The sequence below is a fragment of the Amycolatopsis pretoriensis genome (assembly GCF_900107925.1).
Taxonomy (GTDB): domain Bacteria; phylum Actinomycetota; class Actinomycetes; order Mycobacteriales; family Pseudonocardiaceae; genus Amycolatopsis; species Amycolatopsis pretoriensis.
This window is the reverse complement of sequence record NZ_FNUJ01000009.1, coordinates 174,288-191,568: the sequence shown is the minus strand read 5'-3', so window position 1 is coordinate 191,568 and position 17,281 is coordinate 174,288. Positions and strand designations below refer to the sequence as shown.

Here is a 17,281-nt window from a genome sequence, read left to right as displayed (position 1 = left end):
ACTGTCTCGGTCACAATCTAGTCGTGAACGCACGTGAAGCGCTCGAAGTCGTCTGCAGCAGAGCATGGCCGCCCCTGGTCGAGGAACCCCTGAAAGACTGGCGGCTGCGCTGGGCAGGGGGCTTCACCGGCCGCGCGAACAGCGCTCTCGCGGTCGGCGACCCCGGCCGGCCGATCCCGGACGCCCTGCGCGCGGTGTGTGACTTCGCCCACGATCGGGGGATCCAGCCGATGGTGCAGGTGATCCGCGATAGCCCCAACGAGCGCGCGGTCGTCGCCGAGGGCTGGTTCCAGGCGACCCGCCACCACCGCGGCCACGAGGTCACCGTCCTCACTGTGGACAACCTCAGCTTTCACGTGAAAGCTCCGCCCCCGGGTGTGGACAACCGCCACTTTCACGTGAAAGTGGCGGATGAGCCGACGGCCGACTGGTGGGAACTCACGTTGGGGCCCGGCGAGGACATCCCGGCTGCACGCAGCGTCCTGACCGGCGGGAAGGTCGGCTACGGCGTCGCGACGCTCGACGGTGTCGTGGCCGGGGTTGTCCGCGGGGCCTTGGTCGACGGCTGGCTGCACGTCGGGCGCCTGGAGGTCGACCCCGCCTTCCGCCGCCGCGGGCTCGCGAAAACCCTGATGGGCGCCCTGCACACGTGGGGCGCGGAACACGGGGCCGACCACGCGGTGTTGCAGGTGGCGGAGGGGAACGCGGGCGCGCTCGCGCTCTACGCGGGGCTCGGCTACGCCCCGCACCACAGATACCGGTACTGGGTTCCTGAACCCGGCTCGTGCGAGGATTCGACGTCGTGAAGATCGTGGTGATGGTCGGCGGAGTGGGCGGGGCCCGCTTCCTGCTGGGTTTGAAGTCGGCGCTGGGCATGTCCCCCGAAGGCGCGAGCGAGTCGGAGCACGAGGTGACGGCGCTGGTCAACACCGGCGACGACGTCTGGATGCACGGGCTGCGGATCTGTCCGGACCTGGACACCTGCATGTACACGCTCGGCGGCGGGATCGACAAAGAACGCGGCTGGGGGCACTCGGGCGAGACCTGGGTCGTCAAGGAGGAGCTGGCGGCCTACGGCGCCGAGCCGACGTGGTTCGGCCTCGGCGACAAGGACATCGCCACCCACCTCATCCGATCGCGGATGCTGCGCGCGGGCTACCCGCTTTCGGCGGTGACCGAGGCCATGTGCGACCGCTGGCAGCCCGGCGTCCGGCTGCTGCCGATGTCGGACGACCGCGTCGAGACGCACGTCGTGATCGACGACCCGGAGCAGGACGGCCAGCAGAAGGCCGTGCACTTCCAGGAGTGGTGGGTGCGCTACCGCGCCGAGCCGAAGGCCCATTCGATCGTCGCGGTCGGCAACGACGAGGCCAAGCCCGCGCCGGGCGTGCTCGACGCCATCAAGGACGCCGACGCGGTGCTGTTCGCGCCGTCGAACCCGGTGGTGTCGATCGGCACCACACTGGGCGTGCCGGGGATCCGGGACGCGCTGCGCAAGACGTCCGCGGGCGTCGTCGGGGTGTCGCCGATCATCGGCGGCAAGGCGCTGCGCGGGATGGCCGACGCGTGCCTGACCGCGATCGGCGTCGAGACGTCGGCGGAGGCGGTGGGCCGGCACTACGGCTCGCGCAAGGACGGCGGGGTGCTCGACGGCTGGCTGATCGCCGAAGGCGAGACGGCGGACGTGCCGGGCGTGACCGTCCGCGACGTCCCGCTGCTGATGTCCGATGTGGACGCGACCGCGGCGATGGCCCGCGCCGCCCTCGACCTCGCGGGAGCCCCCGTTGCCTGACCACGCTTCCCCCAAGCTGGAGATCCTGCCCGTCACCGGGCTGCCGGAGTTCCGCCCCGGCGACGACCTGACCGGCGCGATCGTCAAGGCCGCGCCGTGGCTGCGCTCGGGTGACGTCCTGGTCGTGACCAGCAAGATCGTCTCGAAGGCCGAGGGCCGGCTCGTCAAGGTGCCCAAGGATCCCGAAGTCCGCGACGCCGAACGCCGGAAGCTCGTCGACCGCGAGGCCATCCGGGTGGTCGCGCGGATCGCGCGCACGGTGATCACCCAGAACCACCTGGGGATCGTGCAGGCGGCGTCGGGCATCGACGCGTCGAACGTCGAGGGCGACGAAGTCGCGCTGCTGCCGGCCGACCCGGACGCGTCCGCGCTGGCGCTGCGCAACGGGCTGCGCGAGCGGCTCGGCGTCGAGGTCGCCGTGGTCGTCACGGACACGATGGGCCGCGCGTGGCGGGTCGGGCAGACCGACGCCGCGATCGGCTCGTCCGGCCTGCGCGTGCTGCACGCCTACCGCGGCGAGGTGGACGGGCAGGGCAACGAGCTGGCCGTCACCGAGGTCGCCGTCGCCGACGAACTGGCCGCGGCCGCCGACCTGGTCAAGGGCAAGCTCGGCGGCACGCCGGTCGCGGTCGTGCGCGGGCTCGACCTCTTCGACGACGGCTCGACCGCGCGGAACCTCGTCCGGCCGCTGGAGGAGGACCTCTTCCGGCTGGGCACGAACGAAGCGATCGCGCAGGGCCGGCGGGCGGCCGTGCCGTCGCGGCGGTCGGTGCGGCAGTTCGCGGACGAGCCCGTCGACCCGGCCGCGATGCGCCGGGCGGTGGCGTCCGCGCTGACCGCGCCCGCGCCGCACCACACGCACCCGGTGCGGTTCGTCTGGCTGCGCGACGCCGGGCTGCGCCACAAGCTGCTCGACGCGATGCGCGAGTCCTGGCGGGCCGATCTCGAACGCGACGAGTTCACCCAGGACCAGATCGCGAAGCGGCTCAGCCGCGGCGACATCCTTTACCGCGCCCCGGAAGTCGTCATCCCGTTCCTGGTCCCGGACGGCGCGCACACCTACCGCGACGAGCGCCGCAACGACTGCGAGAAGACGATGTTCACCGTCGCGGGCGGCGCCGCGGTGCAGGGCCTGCTCGTGTCGCTGGCGGCCGAGGGGCTCGGCTCGTGCTGGATCGGGTCGACGATCTTCGCCGCCGACATCGTCCGGGACGTCCTGGGCCTCGACGAGCGCTGGCAGCCGCTGGGTTCGGTCGCGATCGGCGTCCCGGCGGCTGATCCCGGCCCGCGGGGGCCGATCACGCCCGGAGAGGGGCTTCTGGAGCTGTGAGCCTGCACGCGGAAGCCGTCGCGACGCTGGGTTCGTGGCGGCCTGCTCTCGCTTCCCAGGAGTCCCTGCGCCAGGCGTTCCTCGGGTTCCTGGCGGCGCGCGAGGACTCGTGTCAGCGGTCGTGCGCGGCCGGGCACCTCACGGCGTCGGCGGTGGTCCTGGACCACACCGGGACGCGGGTGCTGCTGACGCTGCACCCGCGCGTCGGCCGGTGGCTGCAACTGGGCGGGCACTGCGAGCCCGAGGACGCGTCGCTGGCCGATGCGGCGCTGCGGGAGGCGACCGAAGAGTCCGGCATGGCCGGGCTGCGGATCGACCCGCAGCCGGTGCACCTCGACGTCCACCCGATCACGTGCTCGCTCGGCGTGCCGACGCGGCACTTCGACGTCCGGTTCGCGGTGCACGCGCCGGAAGGTGCGTCGCCGGTGCGCAGCGACGAGTCCGACGACCTGCGGTGGTGGCCGGCGGACGCGCTGCCGGCGGGGTCGGAAGATCTCGCCGATCTGGTGAAAGCGGCCGTTCCTGTCGGTACCGGGCACTAGCCTGGGGTGTGGACAGGGAGGGACCACATGGCTACGCAGTTTCCGCAGCGCGTGCACTACCACTCGGGAGGGGGCGGCGGCGACGGTGTGTTCGGCTACATCGTCGTCGGCCTGCTGATCCTGGCGATCATCGTGTTCGTGGTCGTCGTCGCGGTGCGGGTGTCGAAGATGCGCCGCGAAGAGGCGATGAAGAACGGCGGGCAGTTCCCGCCGCGGCAGAACTTCCCGCCGCAGCAAGGGTTCCCGCAGCAGGGTTTTCCGCCGCAGCAGGGGTTCCAGCAGCAGGCGTACCCGCCGCAGGGGTTCGCGCCGGGGCCGCAGGCCGGCTTCCCGCCGTCGCAGCCGGTGCCGCAGCAGCCGAGCTTCCCGCCGTCGCAACCGGTTCCGCAGGGGCCGTACGGGCAGCGGCCACCGGGCCCGGGAGCGGGTCCGCAGAGCTGGTGATCATCCCCTTCGACAGCGCTTCGCCGGTCCCGCCGTTCGAACAGGTGCGGTCCGGGTTCGCGACGCGGATCAACGACCGGAGCCTGCCGGTCGGCACGAAGCTGCCCACCGTCCGCGCCCTGGCGGCCGACCTGGGCATCGCGCCGAACACGGTGGCCCGCGCGTACCGCGAGCTGGAGGAAGCCGGGCTGATCGAGACGCGCGGCCGGGCGGGCAGCTTCGTCGCGGCGGCGGGCGACCAGAGCCGCCGCCGCGCCCAGCAGGCGGCGGCGGAATACGCTGCGCTGACCCGCAAACTGGGTTTGGACGACGCGGAAGCACTCGCGATCGCCCGGGCCGCACTCGACGAGGGGAAGAACTGATCGTGAGCGTGCTGATGCTGCTGATCATCGTGGTGGTGCTCGGGGGCCTCACCGGAGCGGTGCTGCTGATCATCAACATGAACAAGCCGAAGCAGCCGCCGTACCCGCCGCAGCAGTACCCGGGCTACCCGCCCCAGCAGGGCTACCCGGGCCAGCAGCCGGGCTACCCGCCGCAGGGCTACCCGCAGCAGGGTTACCCCGGTCAGCAGCCGCCGGGATACCCGCCGCAGCAGGGCTATCCGGGCCAGCAGCCGCCGTACCCGCCCCAGCAGGGCGGCTACCCCCCGCAGCAGTGACGAAGTCCGTGAATGGCACATTCACGGACACTTGGTCCCTCGATGTGCCATTCACGGCTCACGGCCGGAGTCACATCGCGCGGTAGTCGCGCAGCTCGATCCGGGGTCCGAACCGCGGCCGCCGGTGGCCCGCCGCTTCCAGGTACCGCACCGCCCGCTGCCGCTGCGGGGCGTACGGCGCCAGGACCTCCGCCATCCCCGCGTCGTCGAGTTTCGTGCCCAGCACGGCGTTCCCGACCATCGACGGGATGTTGTAGTCGCCGAAGCTGACCGCGTCCGGGTCGCCCCAGGCGCGCTGGGCGATCTCCGCCGCCGTCCACACGCCGATGCCCGGGACGTTCCGCAGCAGGTGCCGCCCCGCCAGCCCGCGCAGCTCGACCGCCCGCTCCAGGTGGTGCGCGACGCGCGCCGCGTTCAGCAATGCCGTGCGTCGCTTGATGTCGACGCCCGCGCGGTGCCAGTGCCAGTCCGGCAACGACCGCAGCGCCACCGGCGTCGGCGGCACCCGCAGCCGCTCAGGCGCCGGTCCCGGGGCCGGCGCGCCGAACCGGCGGCACAGCTCGGCCCACGACCGGATCGCCTCCTTGCCGGTCACCTTCTGCTCCAGCACGGCCAGCACCAGCCAGTCCCACACGACACCCGTCGAGCCGAGCCGCAGCCCCGGGTTCTCCCGCCGGGCGCGCGCGACGACGTCGTGGTGCGCGACGAACTCCGCGTCGTCGTCGTCCGCTCCCAGCAGCGCCGGGACGCCGGTGAGCAGCCGGTCCGCGCCGTCGCCCCAGGCCGCCGCCTCGATCCGGCCGTCGGCGAGGCGGCGCAACGCCAGCGTGCCCGGACCGTCGGGCGTGTTCGACGCGAGCCACGTGATCCCGCGCTCGTCGGTGAGGATGTTGAGCGACCCGCGCCCGCGCTTCAGCGGACTCAGGACACTGCCCAAGTCGACTTCGAACGCGGGTCGCCAGAACATCGGCTACGCGTCGCTCGAGAAGCGGACGGAACCGTCGGGCAGCACGGTGTCGGGCCAGATCCGGGCGCCGTCCAGGAGTTCGCAGCCGGCGCCGACGGACACGCCGTCGCCCAGCACGACGCCGCGCAGCACCGCGCCGGCGCCGACGCGCGCGCCGTGCCCGAGCACCGAACGCTCGACGATCGCGCCTTCGGAGACGGCCGCGCCGTCGAACAGCACCGAGCCGTCGATCTTCGCGCCGGAGCCGACGACCGCGCCGCCGCCGATGGTCGAACCACCGCACAGGTGGGCGTCTTCGGCGACGGAAGCGCCGTCGAGCACCAGGAAGTCGCCGGGCCGCCCGGGCAGCGCCGACGTCGGCGCGACACCGCGCACCAGGTCCGCCGAGCCGCGCACGAACGCTTCCGGCGTGCCGACGTCCAGCCAGTAGGACTCGTCGACGAAGCCGTGGATGTGCGCGCCCTGCTCCAGCAGCTGCGGGAACGTCTCGCGCTCGACCGACACCCGGCGCCCGGTCGGGATGGCCTCGATCACCGGGCGGCGGAAGACGTAGCAGCCGGCGTTGATCTGGTCGGTCGGCGGGTTCGGCGTCTTCTCGAGGAACGCCTGGACGCGGCCGGTTTCGTCGGTCGGCACCGAGCCGAACCGGCTCGGGTCGGGCACCCGCTGCAGGTGCAGCGTGACGTCGGCCTCGGACTCGCGGTGCACGCGCAGCTGCTCGCCGAGGTCGGAGCCGGAGATGATGTCGCCGTTGAAGACGATCACGTGCTCGGCGCGCAGCTTGTCGTAGACGTTGCGGATGGCGCCGGCCGTGTCGAGCGGCTCCTCCTCGACGACGTACTCGAGGTCCAGACCGATCGACTTCCCGTCGCCGAAGTACTCCTCGAACACCTCCGCACGGTAGCTCGTGCCCAGCACGACGTGCCGGATCCCGGCCTCGCGGATGCGGGAGAACAGGTGGCTCAGGTACGGCGTCCCGGCTGTCGGGAGCATCGGCTTCGGTGCCGAAAGGGTCAGTGGCCGCAGGCGCGTGCCCTTGCCCCCGACCAGCACGACGGCGTCGATCTCGACCTCGGACGTCACGGAAATCTCCTCTTGTATCACGCACCGCTGAGCGACAAGCCGCGGGAAACCCTGACGGAGGTCGCCCGGAGGGCCTACCCTAGACAGGAAACAGGCGGGCCTTTCCCCAGAGGGCCCCGGGTCAGTCGGGAGGCCGAGGGGATGGACCCCCGCGATCGGGCGGACGCCCTGCTCGCACGAGCCCAGGCGCGCGGTGTGTTCGTCGTGACACCCGACAGCGCGACGTCACCGATGGACTCGTCGAACACCCAGCAGATACCCCGGGCGCAGATCGACGGGCTCGACCGCGGCCAGGACCCCGACACGACCACGCAGCTGCCGGCGTCGCTGATCGAGGAGAACGACCACCCGCTCGCGGGCGCGTCGCCGACCCGGCGGCTGGAGGCCACCGGTGGCTCGCGCCGTCCGCAGCCGACCACGCCGCTGAGCACGCCGACACCGACGACACCGCTGCACAAACCGGGCACGCAGGTGACGGCCCCGCTGTCCCGTCGTCCCCAGGCCGAGCCGATCACGAGCCCGTTGAAGGAGCCCGACCCGGAGGACACCGGCCTGGTGCCGACGGTAACGCAGAACAACGGCAGGTCCGACCTTTCGCGCCGGCTCGACGGGATCTAGCGGGTCTCGAGCTTCAGCCGGAGGGCCAGCCCGAGCTTCACGGCGGCGAGCACCGGCTTCCAGGCGAGGCCCGGGTGGCGGTCGGCGAGGTAGCGGTAAGCGCTGTCGTGGTGGGCCTTGAGCATCTTCGCCGAGGCCTGCGACGTCGAGTGGCCGCCTTCGTGCGTGACGCTCGCCGAGGGCGCGTAGACGTTCAACCAGCCGGCCTGCGCGAGGCGGTCACCGAGGTCGACGTCCTCGAAGTACATGAAGTAGCGCGTGTCGAAGCCCCCGACGGAGTCGAAGGCCTCCCGGCGGATCAGCTGGCAGGAGCCGGACAGCCAGCCGGACGTGCGCTCGACGGGGGTGCCGGTCTCCTGGCGGTACTGCTTGGTCCACGGGTTGCCCGGCCAGACCTTCGCGAAGACGGCGTGCCCGATGCCGCGCCCGAAGGAGGGCAGCAGGCGGGCGGAGGGGTAGACGGTGCCGTCGAGATCGTGGATGAGCGGCCCGAAGGCCCCACCCCGCGGCCACCGGCTCGCGGCGTCGAGCAGGGCGTCGAGCGACCCGGGCTCCCATTCGAGGTCCGGGTTGACGACGACGACCCAGCCGTAGCGGTCCTCGAGCTCGGCGGCCCCCCGGTTGGCGGCGGCCCCGTAGCCGACGTTCTCGCCGATGCTGAGCAGCTGAACGTTCTTCCGGTGCGCGGTGGCCTTCTCGAGGGCGCCTTCGACGGACGCGTTGTCCGCGACGACCACCTTGACCTCGCGCTCGGTGGCCTTCTCCAGGGTGTCGAGGAACCGTTCGATGGTGTCCTCGGAGAAGTAGGTCACGGTCACGACGCCGACATCGTCGCCATAGCGGGAGTGCTCAGTCACCCGGCCATTGTCCACCGGTCACAGACGGCGACCCCGCCACCCCACAGGGCGTGGTCAGCGGGTCCGGAGGTGCCGTGACCAGGCCTTGGCGTAAGCCTCCCGATGCCGTTCAGCGGTGGTAGCCCAGGAAAACTCTTTGGCCCGCTGCTGAGCCGCCATGGCCAGCTCCGCCCGCCGACCCGGGTCCGCCAACAGCTCCGCCAACCCCGCGGCGACATCCCCCGCCCCGACCCCGCAGTAAGCCACGGCGTCGCCGCCCACCTCGGGCAGCGACAACCGCCGGGTCGTCAACACGCAGGCCCCGCAAGCCATCGCTTCCAGCACCGGCAGCCCGAACCCCTCGCCCAGCGACGGGTAAGCCACCAGCTCGGCACCGCCGAGGAACCCCGCGAGTGTCCCGAAGGGCAGATATCCTGCCCGAATAACGCGAAGCCGATGGGGGACGGCGTCCAGCGCCCGCTCCACCTGCGTGTCCCAGCCCGGCTGCCCGGCCAGCACCAACGCCGGCGCGTCACGCCGGCCCGCCACCGCCCGGGCGAACCCGCGGATCAGCGCCGGCACGTTCTTGCGCGGCTCCAACGCCCCCAGGAACGCCACGTACGGCGTCCGGCCGAGGCCCACCGCCGAACGGGCGGCCGCGACCTCCGCTGGTGACGGTGGGTGAAAGCGCTCGCTGTCGACGCCGTGGTGAATGACTTCCAGGGACGCGTGCCGGACCGGGCCCACGCGGGCCAGTTCCGCCGCCGTCGCCGCCGAGGGGACCACGCACAACGTCGCGCGGCGCAACGCCGTCGCCGTCCACGCCCGGAAGAACCGCGCCTTCACCGACGAGTGCAGCACGGCGTCGGTGAAGAAGGTCGCGTCGTGGAGCGTGACGACCGATGCCGCCGACGTGGCCAGCGGCATCGTGTAGTGCGGCGAGTGGACGACGTCCGCGCCGAGGCGGCGCACCAACCGGGGCAGGGTGGCCTGTTCCCAGGTCAGCCGCGCGGTGCGGGTGGTCGTCGACGGCGACGCGGGCACCACGCGCGAACGCGGCGCCAGCCGATCGTAAAGCTGCAGGTCCCGGGGCTGGCACACGACGGTGAGCCGCGCCCCGTCCGCGTCGAGCGCGGCGACGAGCGAATCCACGTACCGGCCGACCCCGCCGCGGTCCGCGGGAACCGCGGTCGCGTCGATCAGCACCCGGGGGTCATCGCTCACCCCTGCAGGGTACGGCGGTGACCCCGCGTCATGGTGGGGAACTGGCAAACCGGTCACGCGTGTGAATGGCCCAGACGGCTTCCGCGGCGCGGCGCCAGGTGAACGTCCGCGCGCGCGCCCTCCCCGATCGTGTGAGATCAGCCGCCACGGAGGGTGATCCCAGCACCTCTCGCAACGCCGCGGCCAACGCCCGGGCGTCGCCGCGCGGGACCGTGATCCCCGCGCCGCCCGCCACCTCGGCCAGGGCCGGGACGTCCGTGTGCACCACCGGGACCCCGGCCGCCATCGCTTCGAGCAGGCCCATCCCGAACCCCTCGGCCAGGCTCGGCACGGCCAGCACGTCGGCCTGGCGCAACGCCGTCGCCAGCTCGGCGTCCGACACCTTCCCCAGCACCCGCAGCCGGTCCGCGGGGAGCCCGCGATCGGCCGCCAGCGCGGCCGGGTCGATGCCGCCCCAGCCGGGCTGCCCGGCGAGCACCAGCACCACGCCGTCGAGCGCCGCGACCGCGTCGACCAGCACGTCGATGCCCTTGCGCGGCTCGATCGTCCCGACGGCCAGCACGTACCGCGGCGGCAGGTCCAGCGGCGCCGACCCGGCCGGGACCCGCACGCCGTGCGGCACCACGCGCACCGGGACGTCGACGTCGATCAGCACCGCCAGCTCGTCGGCGACCGCCCGCGTCGGCACGACCAGCCCGGACGCCCGCCGCGCGGCCCGCGCGATCATCGACCGGTGCCAGCTGACCCCGCGCGCGGTGAGCGTCTCGGGGTGGGTCCACGGCACGGTGTCGTGCACCGTGACGCTCAACGTCTTCCCGGCCGGCGCGCGCGGCGGCGCGAACGGCGTCGGCGCGTGCACCGCGTCGCCACCCGGCCACCACGGCAACCCCAGCTGCCAGGCGCCGACCAGCACCCGCGGCGGCGAACGCAGCACCCGCGGGCCTTCGACGCCGTCCAGCCGGGCCGCGCCGACGTCGGCGTGCCGCGCGACGACGCTGGAGACCGTCCACCCCTTCGGCGCGGTCCGCGCGAGGGCGGGCAGCAGCTCGGCCGTGTAGCGCCCGGTGCCACCGGGCACGGGCGCGAGGAGCTGCTCGGCGAGCACGACCAGTTCGGGCACGCGGCTATTGTGCGGGACGTGACCGCGAATCCCGCCACCACGGTGGTCGTCGTGACCTGGCGGGGTGCCGGGCACGTCACCGCCTGCCTCGACGCGCTCGCCGCGCAGACGCGTCCACATCGGACGCTCGTGGTGGACAACGCCTCCGACGACGGCACCGCCGCCCTGCTCGCGGCCCATCCTTCGCGTCCGCAAGTAATCCGCCTGCCGCGCAACACGGGGTACGCGGGCGCGCTCGCCGTCGCCGCGAAACGCGTCGAAACCCCGTTGATGGCGTGGCTGAACGACGACGCCGAACCCGAGCCGGACTGGCTCGCGACACTCGAAGACACCCTGGAGAAAGCACCCCTGGCCGGCGCGGCGACGTCGTTGCTCGTGCGGGGTGACGGCAGCACGCAGTCCGCCGGCGTCCGGCTGACCGCCGACGGCCACGGCGCCGACCTCACCGAGCCCGCCGCCGAGGTGTTCGGCTTCTGCGGCGGCGCGGCGCTGCTGCGGACGGACGTGCTGACGAGCGTGCACGGCGTCCCGGCCGGGTTCTTCTGCTACTACGAGGACACCGACACGGCGTGGCGGCTGCGGCTGGCCGGCTGGGACGTCGTCGCGGCGCCCGAGGCCCGCGTCCGGCACGCCCACGGCGTCAGTACCGAGCTGGGTTCGCCGCTGTTCCACCGCTGGAACGAGCGCAACCGGCTGCTCATGCTGCTGCGCTGCGCGCCCCGCGCGGTCGCGGTGAACCAGCTGGTGAAGTTCGCCGTGTTGACAGCGGTGCTGCCGCTGCGCCCGGGCCGTCCGGCCGCGGCGAACTTCCGCTTCGGCCTGCGCTGCCGGGTGCTGGCCGAGGTGGTGACGCGGCTGCCCGCGACGCTCGCGGCCCGCCGCGAGATCGGCCGCGAGGCCGCGCTGAGCCGAGGCGCGGTCTGGGAGGCTTGGGCTGGCCTTTAAGCTGGCGCAATTCCCGACGAAGGAGCTGGCTTTGGCGCAGGGGGAACCGCAACCGCTCGTCTCGGTGATCGTGGTCAATTACCGCGGTGCCGACGACACGATCGCCTGCCTGCGCGCGCTCGCCGAGCACGACTACCCCGAGCTCGAGCTGATCTGCGTGGACAACTCCGTCGACTCCGACGAAGCCGCGCTCATCCGCGAAGCCGTTCCGCGGGCCAACGTCGTCGAGGCCGGGCGCAACACCGGGTTCGCCGGCGGCTGCAACCTCGGCGCGAAGCACGCGAAGGGCACTGTCCTCGCCTTCCTCAACAACGACGCCCGCCCGGCCCTCGGCTGGGTCTCCGCCGCGGTCGCCGAGCTGCGCGCGCAGCCCCGCGTCGCCGCCGTGGCCAGCAAGGTCCTCGACTGGGAGGGCACCGGCGCCGACTTCGTCGACGGCGGCCTGACCTGGTTCGGCATGGGCTACAAGCGTCACGCGGGCTCGCCGCTGGCCGACGTCCCGGCCGCCGAGCACGAGGTCGCCAAGGACGTCCTGTTCGGCACCGGCTCGGCGATGTTCGTCCGCTCTTCGGTGTTCGCCGAGCTGGGCGGCTTCGACGAGCGGTTCTTCATGTTCTACGAGGACGTCGACCTCGGCTGGCGGCTCAACCTGCGCGGCTGGCGCCTCCGGTACGTCCCCGAATCGCTGACCTACCACCGCCACCACGGCACGATGGCCGCCGTCGACACGCCGGAAACCGGCCGCGAGACCTTCCTCCTGGAGCGCAACGCCCTCGCCGCGCTCTACAAGAACCTTTCCGACGAGACGCTCGCCCGCGCGCTGCCCGCGGCGCTCGCCCTGGCCGTGCGCCGGGCCACCGCCCGCGGCGAACTCGACGCGACGCAGCTGGACCTCGAAAAAGGTGTCGGCCCGATCGAGTCCGGCGACGTCGCCATCCCGCGGACGACGCTCGCCGGGCTGCTCGCGATCGACCAGTTCGTCGAGCAGCTGCCGTCGCTGGCCGAGTCGCGCGCGGTCGAGCAGGCCGCCCGCGTCCGCACCGACGCCGACCTGCTTCCCTTGCTGCGCAAGGCTTTGGAGCCCGCGTACCCGCTGCCGCGCTACCTCGCCGCGCACGACATCCTCGTCGAGGCGTTCGGCATCGAGAAGGCGTTCGGGCAGCGTCGCAAGATCCTGGTGATCACCGGCGACGCGCTCACCGAGCGGATGGCCGGCCCGGCGATCCGCGCCTGGAACATCGCGCTGGCGCTGTCCGCCGAGCACGACGTCCACCTCGTCACCACCAACCCGCTCGCCACGCCGCCGCCGGCGCCGTTCCGCGTCAGCGCGGGCAAGCACCGCGAGCTGGAAGCGCCGGTCGCCTGGGCCGACGTCGTCGTCCTGCAGGGGCACGTGCTCGAACTGGCGCCGTCGCTGAAGAAGGAGCACAGCGGCAAGATCGTCGTCGCGGACCTCTACGACCCGATGCACCTGGAGCTGCTGGAGCAGGGCAAGGGCATCGCCGACGACCGGCGCGCGGCCGACCTCGCCGGCGTCACCCGCGTGCTGGACGCCCAGATCGAGCGCGGCGACTTCTTCCTCTGCGCGTCCGAACGGCAGCGCCACCTCTGGCTCGGCCACCTCGCCGCGCTCGGCCGGCTTTCCCCGCGGCTCTACGACGCCGACCCGACGACGCAGTCGCTGCTCGCGGTCGTCCCCTTCGGACTGTCGCCGCAGGCGCCGGTGCGCACCGGGCCCGGGCTGCGCTCGTCGCTGGGCATCGGCGGCACCGACCACGTCATCCTGTGGGCCGGCGGGGTCTACAGCTGGTTCGACCCGCTGACGCTGATCCGCGCGATGGACGAGCTGCGCCGCCGCCGTGCCGACGTCCGGCTGGTGTTCCTCGGCATGAAGCACCCGAACCCCGAGGTCGCCGAGATGGACATCGGCACGCGCACGATCCGGCTCGCGGATTCGCTGGGGCTGACCGGGAAGCACGTCTACTTCAACGAGCAGTGGGTGCCCTACCACGAGCGCCAGAACTGGCTGCTGGACGCGAACTGCGGTGTCACGACGCACTACGAGCACGTCGAGACGACGTTCGCGTTCCGCACCCGCGTCCTCGACTACCTGTGGGCCGGGCTGCCGATCGTCACCACCGACGGCGACTCGTTCGCCGACCTCGTGCGGGCCGAACGGCTGGGCGTCGTCGTCCCGGCCGAGGACGCGTCCGCGCTGGCCGAAGCGCTCGAGAAGTGCTTGTACGACGAGGAGTTCGCCGCGGGCTGCGTCGAGCGGATCGCCGCCGTCGCGCAGCGCTACACCTGGCCGGAGGCGCTGAAGCCGCTGGTGGAGTTCTGCCGCGACCCGCGTCCGGCGGCCGACCGGCTGCCCGGCTCGGCGGACCTGACGACGACGGCGCCGGCGCGCGGCCGCGCGATGCTGCGCCGCGACGCCGACCTGATCCGCGAGTACCTCGCCGCGGGCGGTCCGTCGGAGCTGGCGCGGCGCGCGGGCGGCCGGGCGTTGAAGCTCGTGAAGCAGCGGCTCCGCCGTGGCTAGGTCCCTGAGCGTCCTCCTCGACGGCACCCCGCTGCTCGGCGCGCGCACCGGCATCGGCCGGTACACCTCGGCGCTGATCGAAGAGCTGGTGTCGATCCCCGAGGTGGACACGCGCGCGGTGGCGTTCACGCTGCGCGGCTGGCGCCGGCTGCGCCACGTGCTCCCGTACGGCGCCCGGGCGCGCGGGATGCCGGTGGCGGCCCGGCTTCTGCGGGCGGCGTGGGAGCGCTCGGACTTCCCGCCGGTGGAGCTGTTCGCCGGCCCGACGGACGTCGTGCACGGCACGAACTTCGTGCTGCCGGGCCGGTTCCGCGCGGCGGGCGTGGTGACGATCCACGACCTGGCCTTTTTGGACAATCCCGCGGAGCTGGCCCCGAGCGACCGCGGTCTGCCGGAACTGGTCCGCCGCGGCGCCCGCCGCGCGAACGTGATCTGCACCCCGACGTCGGCGGTGGCCGACTCGGTGGCGGAGCGCCTGGACGTCTCGCGCGACAAGATCGTGGTGACACCGCTGGGCGTCAACCCGGCGTGGTTCACGGCGCGCCCGCCCGACGACGAGCGTCGCGCGCGTCTCGGGCTGCCGTCGCGGTACTTGTTGTTCGCCGGGGCCGCGGGGCCGCGCAAGGGTCTGGACTGGCTGACCCGCACGCACGAGGCCGCGCCGGACCTGCCGGACCTGGTGTTCGCCGGCCCGGGCCCGTTCCCGCGCACGGCCCGGACTTCGCAGACCGGCTATCTGTCCGATGTGGACCTGCGCACGGTGGTGGCCGGGGCATCGGCGCTGGTGCTGCCGTCCCGGGACGAGGGGTTCGGGCTGCCGGTCCTGGAGGCGATGGCGTCGGACGTCCCGGTGGTGTGCACGGACATCCCGGCGTTGCGCGAAGTCGCGGGCGACTGCGCGAGCCTGGTCCAGTACGGCGACGTGGACGGGTTGGCGGAGGCGTTGCGAACGGCGGTGACGGACCCGCACGCGGTGGCAACGTCGGCTTCGCGTCGCGCGCACGCGGCGAACTTCACGTGGCGGACGTGCGCCGAGCTGACGGTCGGCGCCTACCGGATGGCCTCAGGCCGTCACTGAGCCGGTCCTGTCGCTCCGTTCACTGCTGCACTGAGGAAGCGCAACCGCGCTGCTACCGACTCGGCCGGAAACCCTGGCAAATACCCGTTCCTACCGTCAGCTTTGATTCCTTGAATCAACGGCGAAGCAAGTAGGTTCAAAGCCTCTTGGACTTCAGTCATGTCCGGCGATGGATCAACTGATCGCCTCAACGACCGGTGGATGTCCCGTGTCGAGAAACTTCCGCCGGTTTCCGCGACGTACTCCGACTCGTCTTCAACGGCCACGATCACGGCTGCCATGACCTCAGCTCGTCGGTCGGCGTCGGACCACAGCTTCTCTTTCATCGCCGGGATGAACAGATTGACGAGTTCGACAGGGGCCAGCGGCTCGACCCGACAACGCTCGATCACACTTACGAGTTCGTCCACCGTGATCAGGGCAATCCCCGTGGCTGCAGCCCGGCTCTTGACGCGCCCAGAATCGAATCCGACCGCCACCAACGCAGCGTGGTCGGCCTGGTGCTGGCCACGATGCTCAACCAGCGTGGAAAAGTCGACGGCTCCCTCATGAATGGCCTGGTTCTTGGTGGCCTTAGCGTCAACGATGATCCTGACCAGCTCGGTCGGACTTCGCCTGACCGTGATCACGATGTCGGTGCGTCCAGCACCACCGAGATGCTCCGCATCCAACCCGATCGACTGGAAAGCGACCGTCAGTGCGCGCTCGAAGTTGTCGGAATGAGCAGTGTCGGCTGCGGCATCGATAAGATCTTGGACGACGCTGTCCACGGTTCCAACGGTATTCTCGCTGGCCTTCTCCTCATTCGCAGAATTCTCGACCTCAAGAGGAAGTGTGCACGCGAAGACACGTCCCTTGGACGTGGCTCGGTATGAACTGAACGAAGGCTGCATTACCAGCCCTGCTTCACGGAGCAACTGCAGGCGGTTCCGCAAAACCGGCGTCTTCAGCACCAAGCCACCGAACCGCACACGTGCCATTTCCGCAAGCTCCCCGATAGTCCGGTTTTCTTCCAGCAGGGGGAGCAGTTCGCCGACACAACGAATATTGGCATGCACGATTCCCACCAAGTCCAGGACGGTGTTCGAGGTGCGCCAGGCGCGGGCGGCTTCGGTCGCCGCGAAAGTATCCCGTCCGATCTGAGTGAGCAGTCCAGTATTGCGCACGGTGTCGAGCGCGGAAGTGGATGAACTCGGCTTGGCCGTGAACTCTCGAGAACAGAATTCCACGAATTCACCGCGCTCGATGGCGGGCGTCGCCGCATCCACCTGCGCGGCCAGCGACTCTACGGTGTTGTATTGGCCCCCTTTGGGGACGTAACTCATACCTGCAGCTACTCGTCCGGCCAAGCCTCGCCGGGCGGCATCTTCGAGCAACGCGACCACCACTGGAGACAACTGATCGAGTGCGCCCGAATCCGGCTCATCATCGATGAGCCCGAATTCGTCACGTCCGACGACCACTAGTCGAGCGAGAACCTCGCGACCACGCTCGGTGAGCACTACTTTTCCCGTGAAGAGGAGTTCCACGACGCCTGTGGCGCGTAGCCAGTACGTGCGCCGGTTGACCTGATCGAGCGTTGCCCAATCCAGTTGATAGTGCAGGCGTGCCACTTCAGCGATCTCAGCAGTCGTCAGCCCGCCACCATCGACCTCGACCAACAATTCCCCAACGAACCGTAGATTGCGGTGAAAGATCTCAACCAAAACCGCAACGTCGTCTGTTTCCAACCAGCGACGAGCTTCTGCAGCGACTTCGACGGTGCCGTCGGAATTTCGCAGCACGAGACCCGCCGGAGCAAGTTGCTTCACGGCTTCCAAGGCTGAAATCAGAGAGTCTGTACCACCCCAAGGAATGAGCGTCTCTTTGGCAACCGGCGTGGCCATCGCCTCGAGCGCGGTCCGCAGCACCGCCAGATAGTTCTCGTGCCCACCCCGCAAGAAAGGAAAACTCCCCTTTCGAGGACCCCAAGGAGTACCGAAGCCACCAGACAAGGCCCTGCTCACCATGTCGGACAGCCTACCAATACCACCCGAGTCATCCTGCCTGCCGATCGAACTGCACGAGCGGGACTTTTGCACAGGCAGAGGCCTGATTCACTA

17 protein-coding genes are annotated in these 17,281 nt (G+C 71.5%); 11 read left to right on the top strand and 6 right to left on the bottom strand.

Features of this window, described 5'->3' with window-relative positions; all coding sequences use genetic code 11:
• Positions 1–23 precede the first annotated feature (23 nt).
• From BLV96_RS36535 to BLV96_RS51335, 7 genes are read left to right on the top strand one after another with little or no spacing between them, the layout of a single operon-like run.
• Complete coding sequence (locus BLV96_RS36535; protein ID WP_086680316.1) at positions 24–806, top strand: GNAT family N-acetyltransferase; 783 nt, start codon at positions 24–26, stop codon at positions 804–806.
• Positions 803–1,792, top strand: coding sequence for a 2-phospho-L-lactate transferase (gene cofD, locus BLV96_RS36530; protein WP_086680314.1), 990 nt, complete (start codon positions 803–805; stop codon positions 1,790–1,792). The genes BLV96_RS36535 and cofD overlap by 4 nt, the downstream gene beginning before the upstream one ends.
• The gene (locus tag BLV96_RS36525; RefSeq protein ID WP_425266207.1) at positions 1,728–3,122 is read left to right on the top strand and encodes a coenzyme F420-0:L-glutamate ligase; all 1,395 of its coding nucleotides are present in this window, start codon (positions 1,728–1,730) and stop codon (positions 3,120–3,122) included. The genes cofD and BLV96_RS36525 overlap by 65 nt, the downstream gene beginning before the upstream one ends.
• Positions 3,119–3,664: an NUDIX hydrolase gene (locus tag BLV96_RS36520; protein WP_086680309.1), complete on the top strand. Its 546-nt coding sequence runs from the start codon at positions 3,119–3,121 to the stop codon at positions 3,662–3,664. The genes BLV96_RS36525 and BLV96_RS36520 overlap by 4 nt, the downstream gene beginning before the upstream one ends.
• 27 nt (positions 3,665–3,691) lie before the next feature.
• On the top strand, positions 3,692–4,108 hold the full coding sequence (locus BLV96_RS36515) for a hypothetical protein (RefSeq protein ID WP_086680307.1): 417 nt from the start codon (positions 3,692–3,694) through the stop codon (positions 4,106–4,108).
• Positions 4,105–4,470, top strand: a complete 366-nt coding sequence (locus tag BLV96_RS36510; protein WP_086680305.1) for a GntR family transcriptional regulator — start codon at positions 4,105–4,107, stop codon at positions 4,468–4,470. The genes BLV96_RS36515 and BLV96_RS36510 overlap by 4 nt, the downstream gene beginning before the upstream one ends.
• 2 nt (positions 4,471–4,472) lie before the next feature.
• Positions 4,473–4,766: a hypothetical protein gene (locus BLV96_RS51335; protein WP_279627568.1), complete on the top strand. Its 294-nt coding sequence runs from the start codon at positions 4,473–4,475 to the stop codon at positions 4,764–4,766.
• Between the two features lie 70 nt (positions 4,767–4,836).
• On the opposite strand, the gene BLV96_RS36500 is transcribed toward BLV96_RS51335, so the two are convergent.
• Together BLV96_RS36500 and manB are read right to left on the bottom strand one after the other, a co-directional pair.
• Positions 4,837–5,733, bottom strand: a complete 897-nt coding sequence (locus BLV96_RS36500; RefSeq protein ID WP_086680301.1) for a DNA-3-methyladenine glycosylase family protein — start codon at positions 5,731–5,733, stop codon at positions 4,837–4,839.
• Positions 5,734–5,736: 3 nt separating this feature from the next.
• Positions 5,737–6,816, bottom strand: coding sequence for a mannose-1-phosphate guanylyltransferase (manB, locus tag BLV96_RS36495; RefSeq protein ID WP_086680299.1), 1,080 nt, complete (start codon positions 6,814–6,816; stop codon positions 5,737–5,739).
• Positions 6,817–6,957: 141 nt separating this feature from the next.
• On the opposite strand from manB, the gene BLV96_RS36490 reads away from it, so the two are divergent.
• Positions 6,958–7,434 (top strand): hypothetical protein, encoded by a 477-nt coding sequence (locus BLV96_RS36490; protein ID WP_086680297.1) that lies wholly within the window; start codon positions 6,958–6,960, stop codon positions 7,432–7,434.
• Here the strand turns inward: BLV96_RS36490 and BLV96_RS36485 are convergent.
• The 3 genes from BLV96_RS36485 to BLV96_RS36475 are packed head-to-tail and all read right to left on the bottom strand — an operon-like array spanning position 7,431 to position 10,614.
• Complete coding sequence (locus BLV96_RS36485; RefSeq protein WP_208608418.1) at positions 7,431–8,291, bottom strand: glycosyltransferase family 2 protein; 861 nt, start codon at positions 8,289–8,291, stop codon at positions 7,431–7,433. The genes BLV96_RS36490 and BLV96_RS36485 overlap by 4 nt on opposite strands.
• Positions 8,292–8,345: 54 nt before the next feature.
• Complete coding sequence (locus tag BLV96_RS36480; protein ID WP_086680293.1) at positions 8,346–9,476, bottom strand: glycosyltransferase family 4 protein; 1,131 nt, start codon at positions 9,474–9,476, stop codon at positions 8,346–8,348.
• Positions 9,477–9,522: 46 nt separating this feature from the next.
• Positions 9,523–10,614, bottom strand: a complete 1,092-nt coding sequence (locus tag BLV96_RS36475; protein ID WP_086680291.1) for a glycosyltransferase family 4 protein — start codon at positions 10,612–10,614, stop codon at positions 9,523–9,525.
• A gap of 9 nt (positions 10,615–10,623) precedes the next feature.
• Between BLV96_RS36475 and BLV96_RS36470 the strand changes: the two genes are divergently transcribed.
• Genes BLV96_RS36470 through BLV96_RS36460 form a run of 3 tightly spaced genes read left to right on the top strand, consistent with a single transcriptional unit; the run spans position 10,624 to position 15,179 of the window.
• On the top strand, positions 10,624–11,559 hold the full coding sequence (locus BLV96_RS36470; RefSeq protein ID WP_167379850.1) for a glycosyltransferase family 2 protein: 936 nt from the start codon (positions 10,624–10,626) through the stop codon (positions 11,557–11,559).
• A 31-nt stretch (positions 11,560–11,590) separates the two neighbouring features.
• Positions 11,591–14,101 (top strand): glycosyltransferase, encoded by a 2,511-nt coding sequence (locus BLV96_RS36465; protein ID WP_086680290.1) that lies wholly within the window; start codon positions 11,591–11,593, stop codon positions 14,099–14,101.
• On the top strand, positions 14,094–15,179 hold the full coding sequence (locus tag BLV96_RS36460; RefSeq protein ID WP_086680288.1) for a glycosyltransferase family 4 protein: 1,086 nt from the start codon (positions 14,094–14,096) through the stop codon (positions 15,177–15,179). Before BLV96_RS36465 ends, BLV96_RS36460 begins: the two co-directional genes overlap by 8 nt.
• On the opposite strand, the gene BLV96_RS36455 is transcribed toward BLV96_RS36460, so the two are convergent.
• Positions 15,173–17,089 carry a restriction endonuclease gene (locus BLV96_RS36455; RefSeq protein ID WP_158104208.1) on the bottom strand — a complete coding sequence of 639 codons (1,917 nt, stop codon included), beginning with the start codon at positions 17,087–17,089 and terminating at the stop codon, positions 15,173–15,175. The genes BLV96_RS36460 and BLV96_RS36455 overlap by 7 nt on opposite strands.
• Between the last annotated feature and the right edge of the window lie 192 nt (positions 17,090–17,281).

Bases quoted from the DNA above. Each gene is read 5' to 3' on its own strand.
- BLV96_RS36490 (WP_086680297.1), top strand. From the start codon at position 6,958: ATGGACCCCCGCGATCGGGCGGACGCCCTGCTCGCACGAGCCCAGGCG.
- BLV96_RS36500 (WP_086680301.1), bottom strand. From the start codon at position 5,733: ATGTTCTGGCGACCCGCGTTCGAAGTCGACTTGGGCAGTGTCCTGAGT.
- BLV96_RS36515 (WP_086680307.1), top strand. From the start codon at position 3,692: ATGGCTACGCAGTTTCCGCAGCGCGTGCACTACCACTCGGGAGGGGGC.
- BLV96_RS36525 (WP_425266207.1), top strand. From the start codon at position 1,728: ATGTGGACGCGACCGCGGCGATGGCCCGCGCCGCCCTCGACCTCGCGG.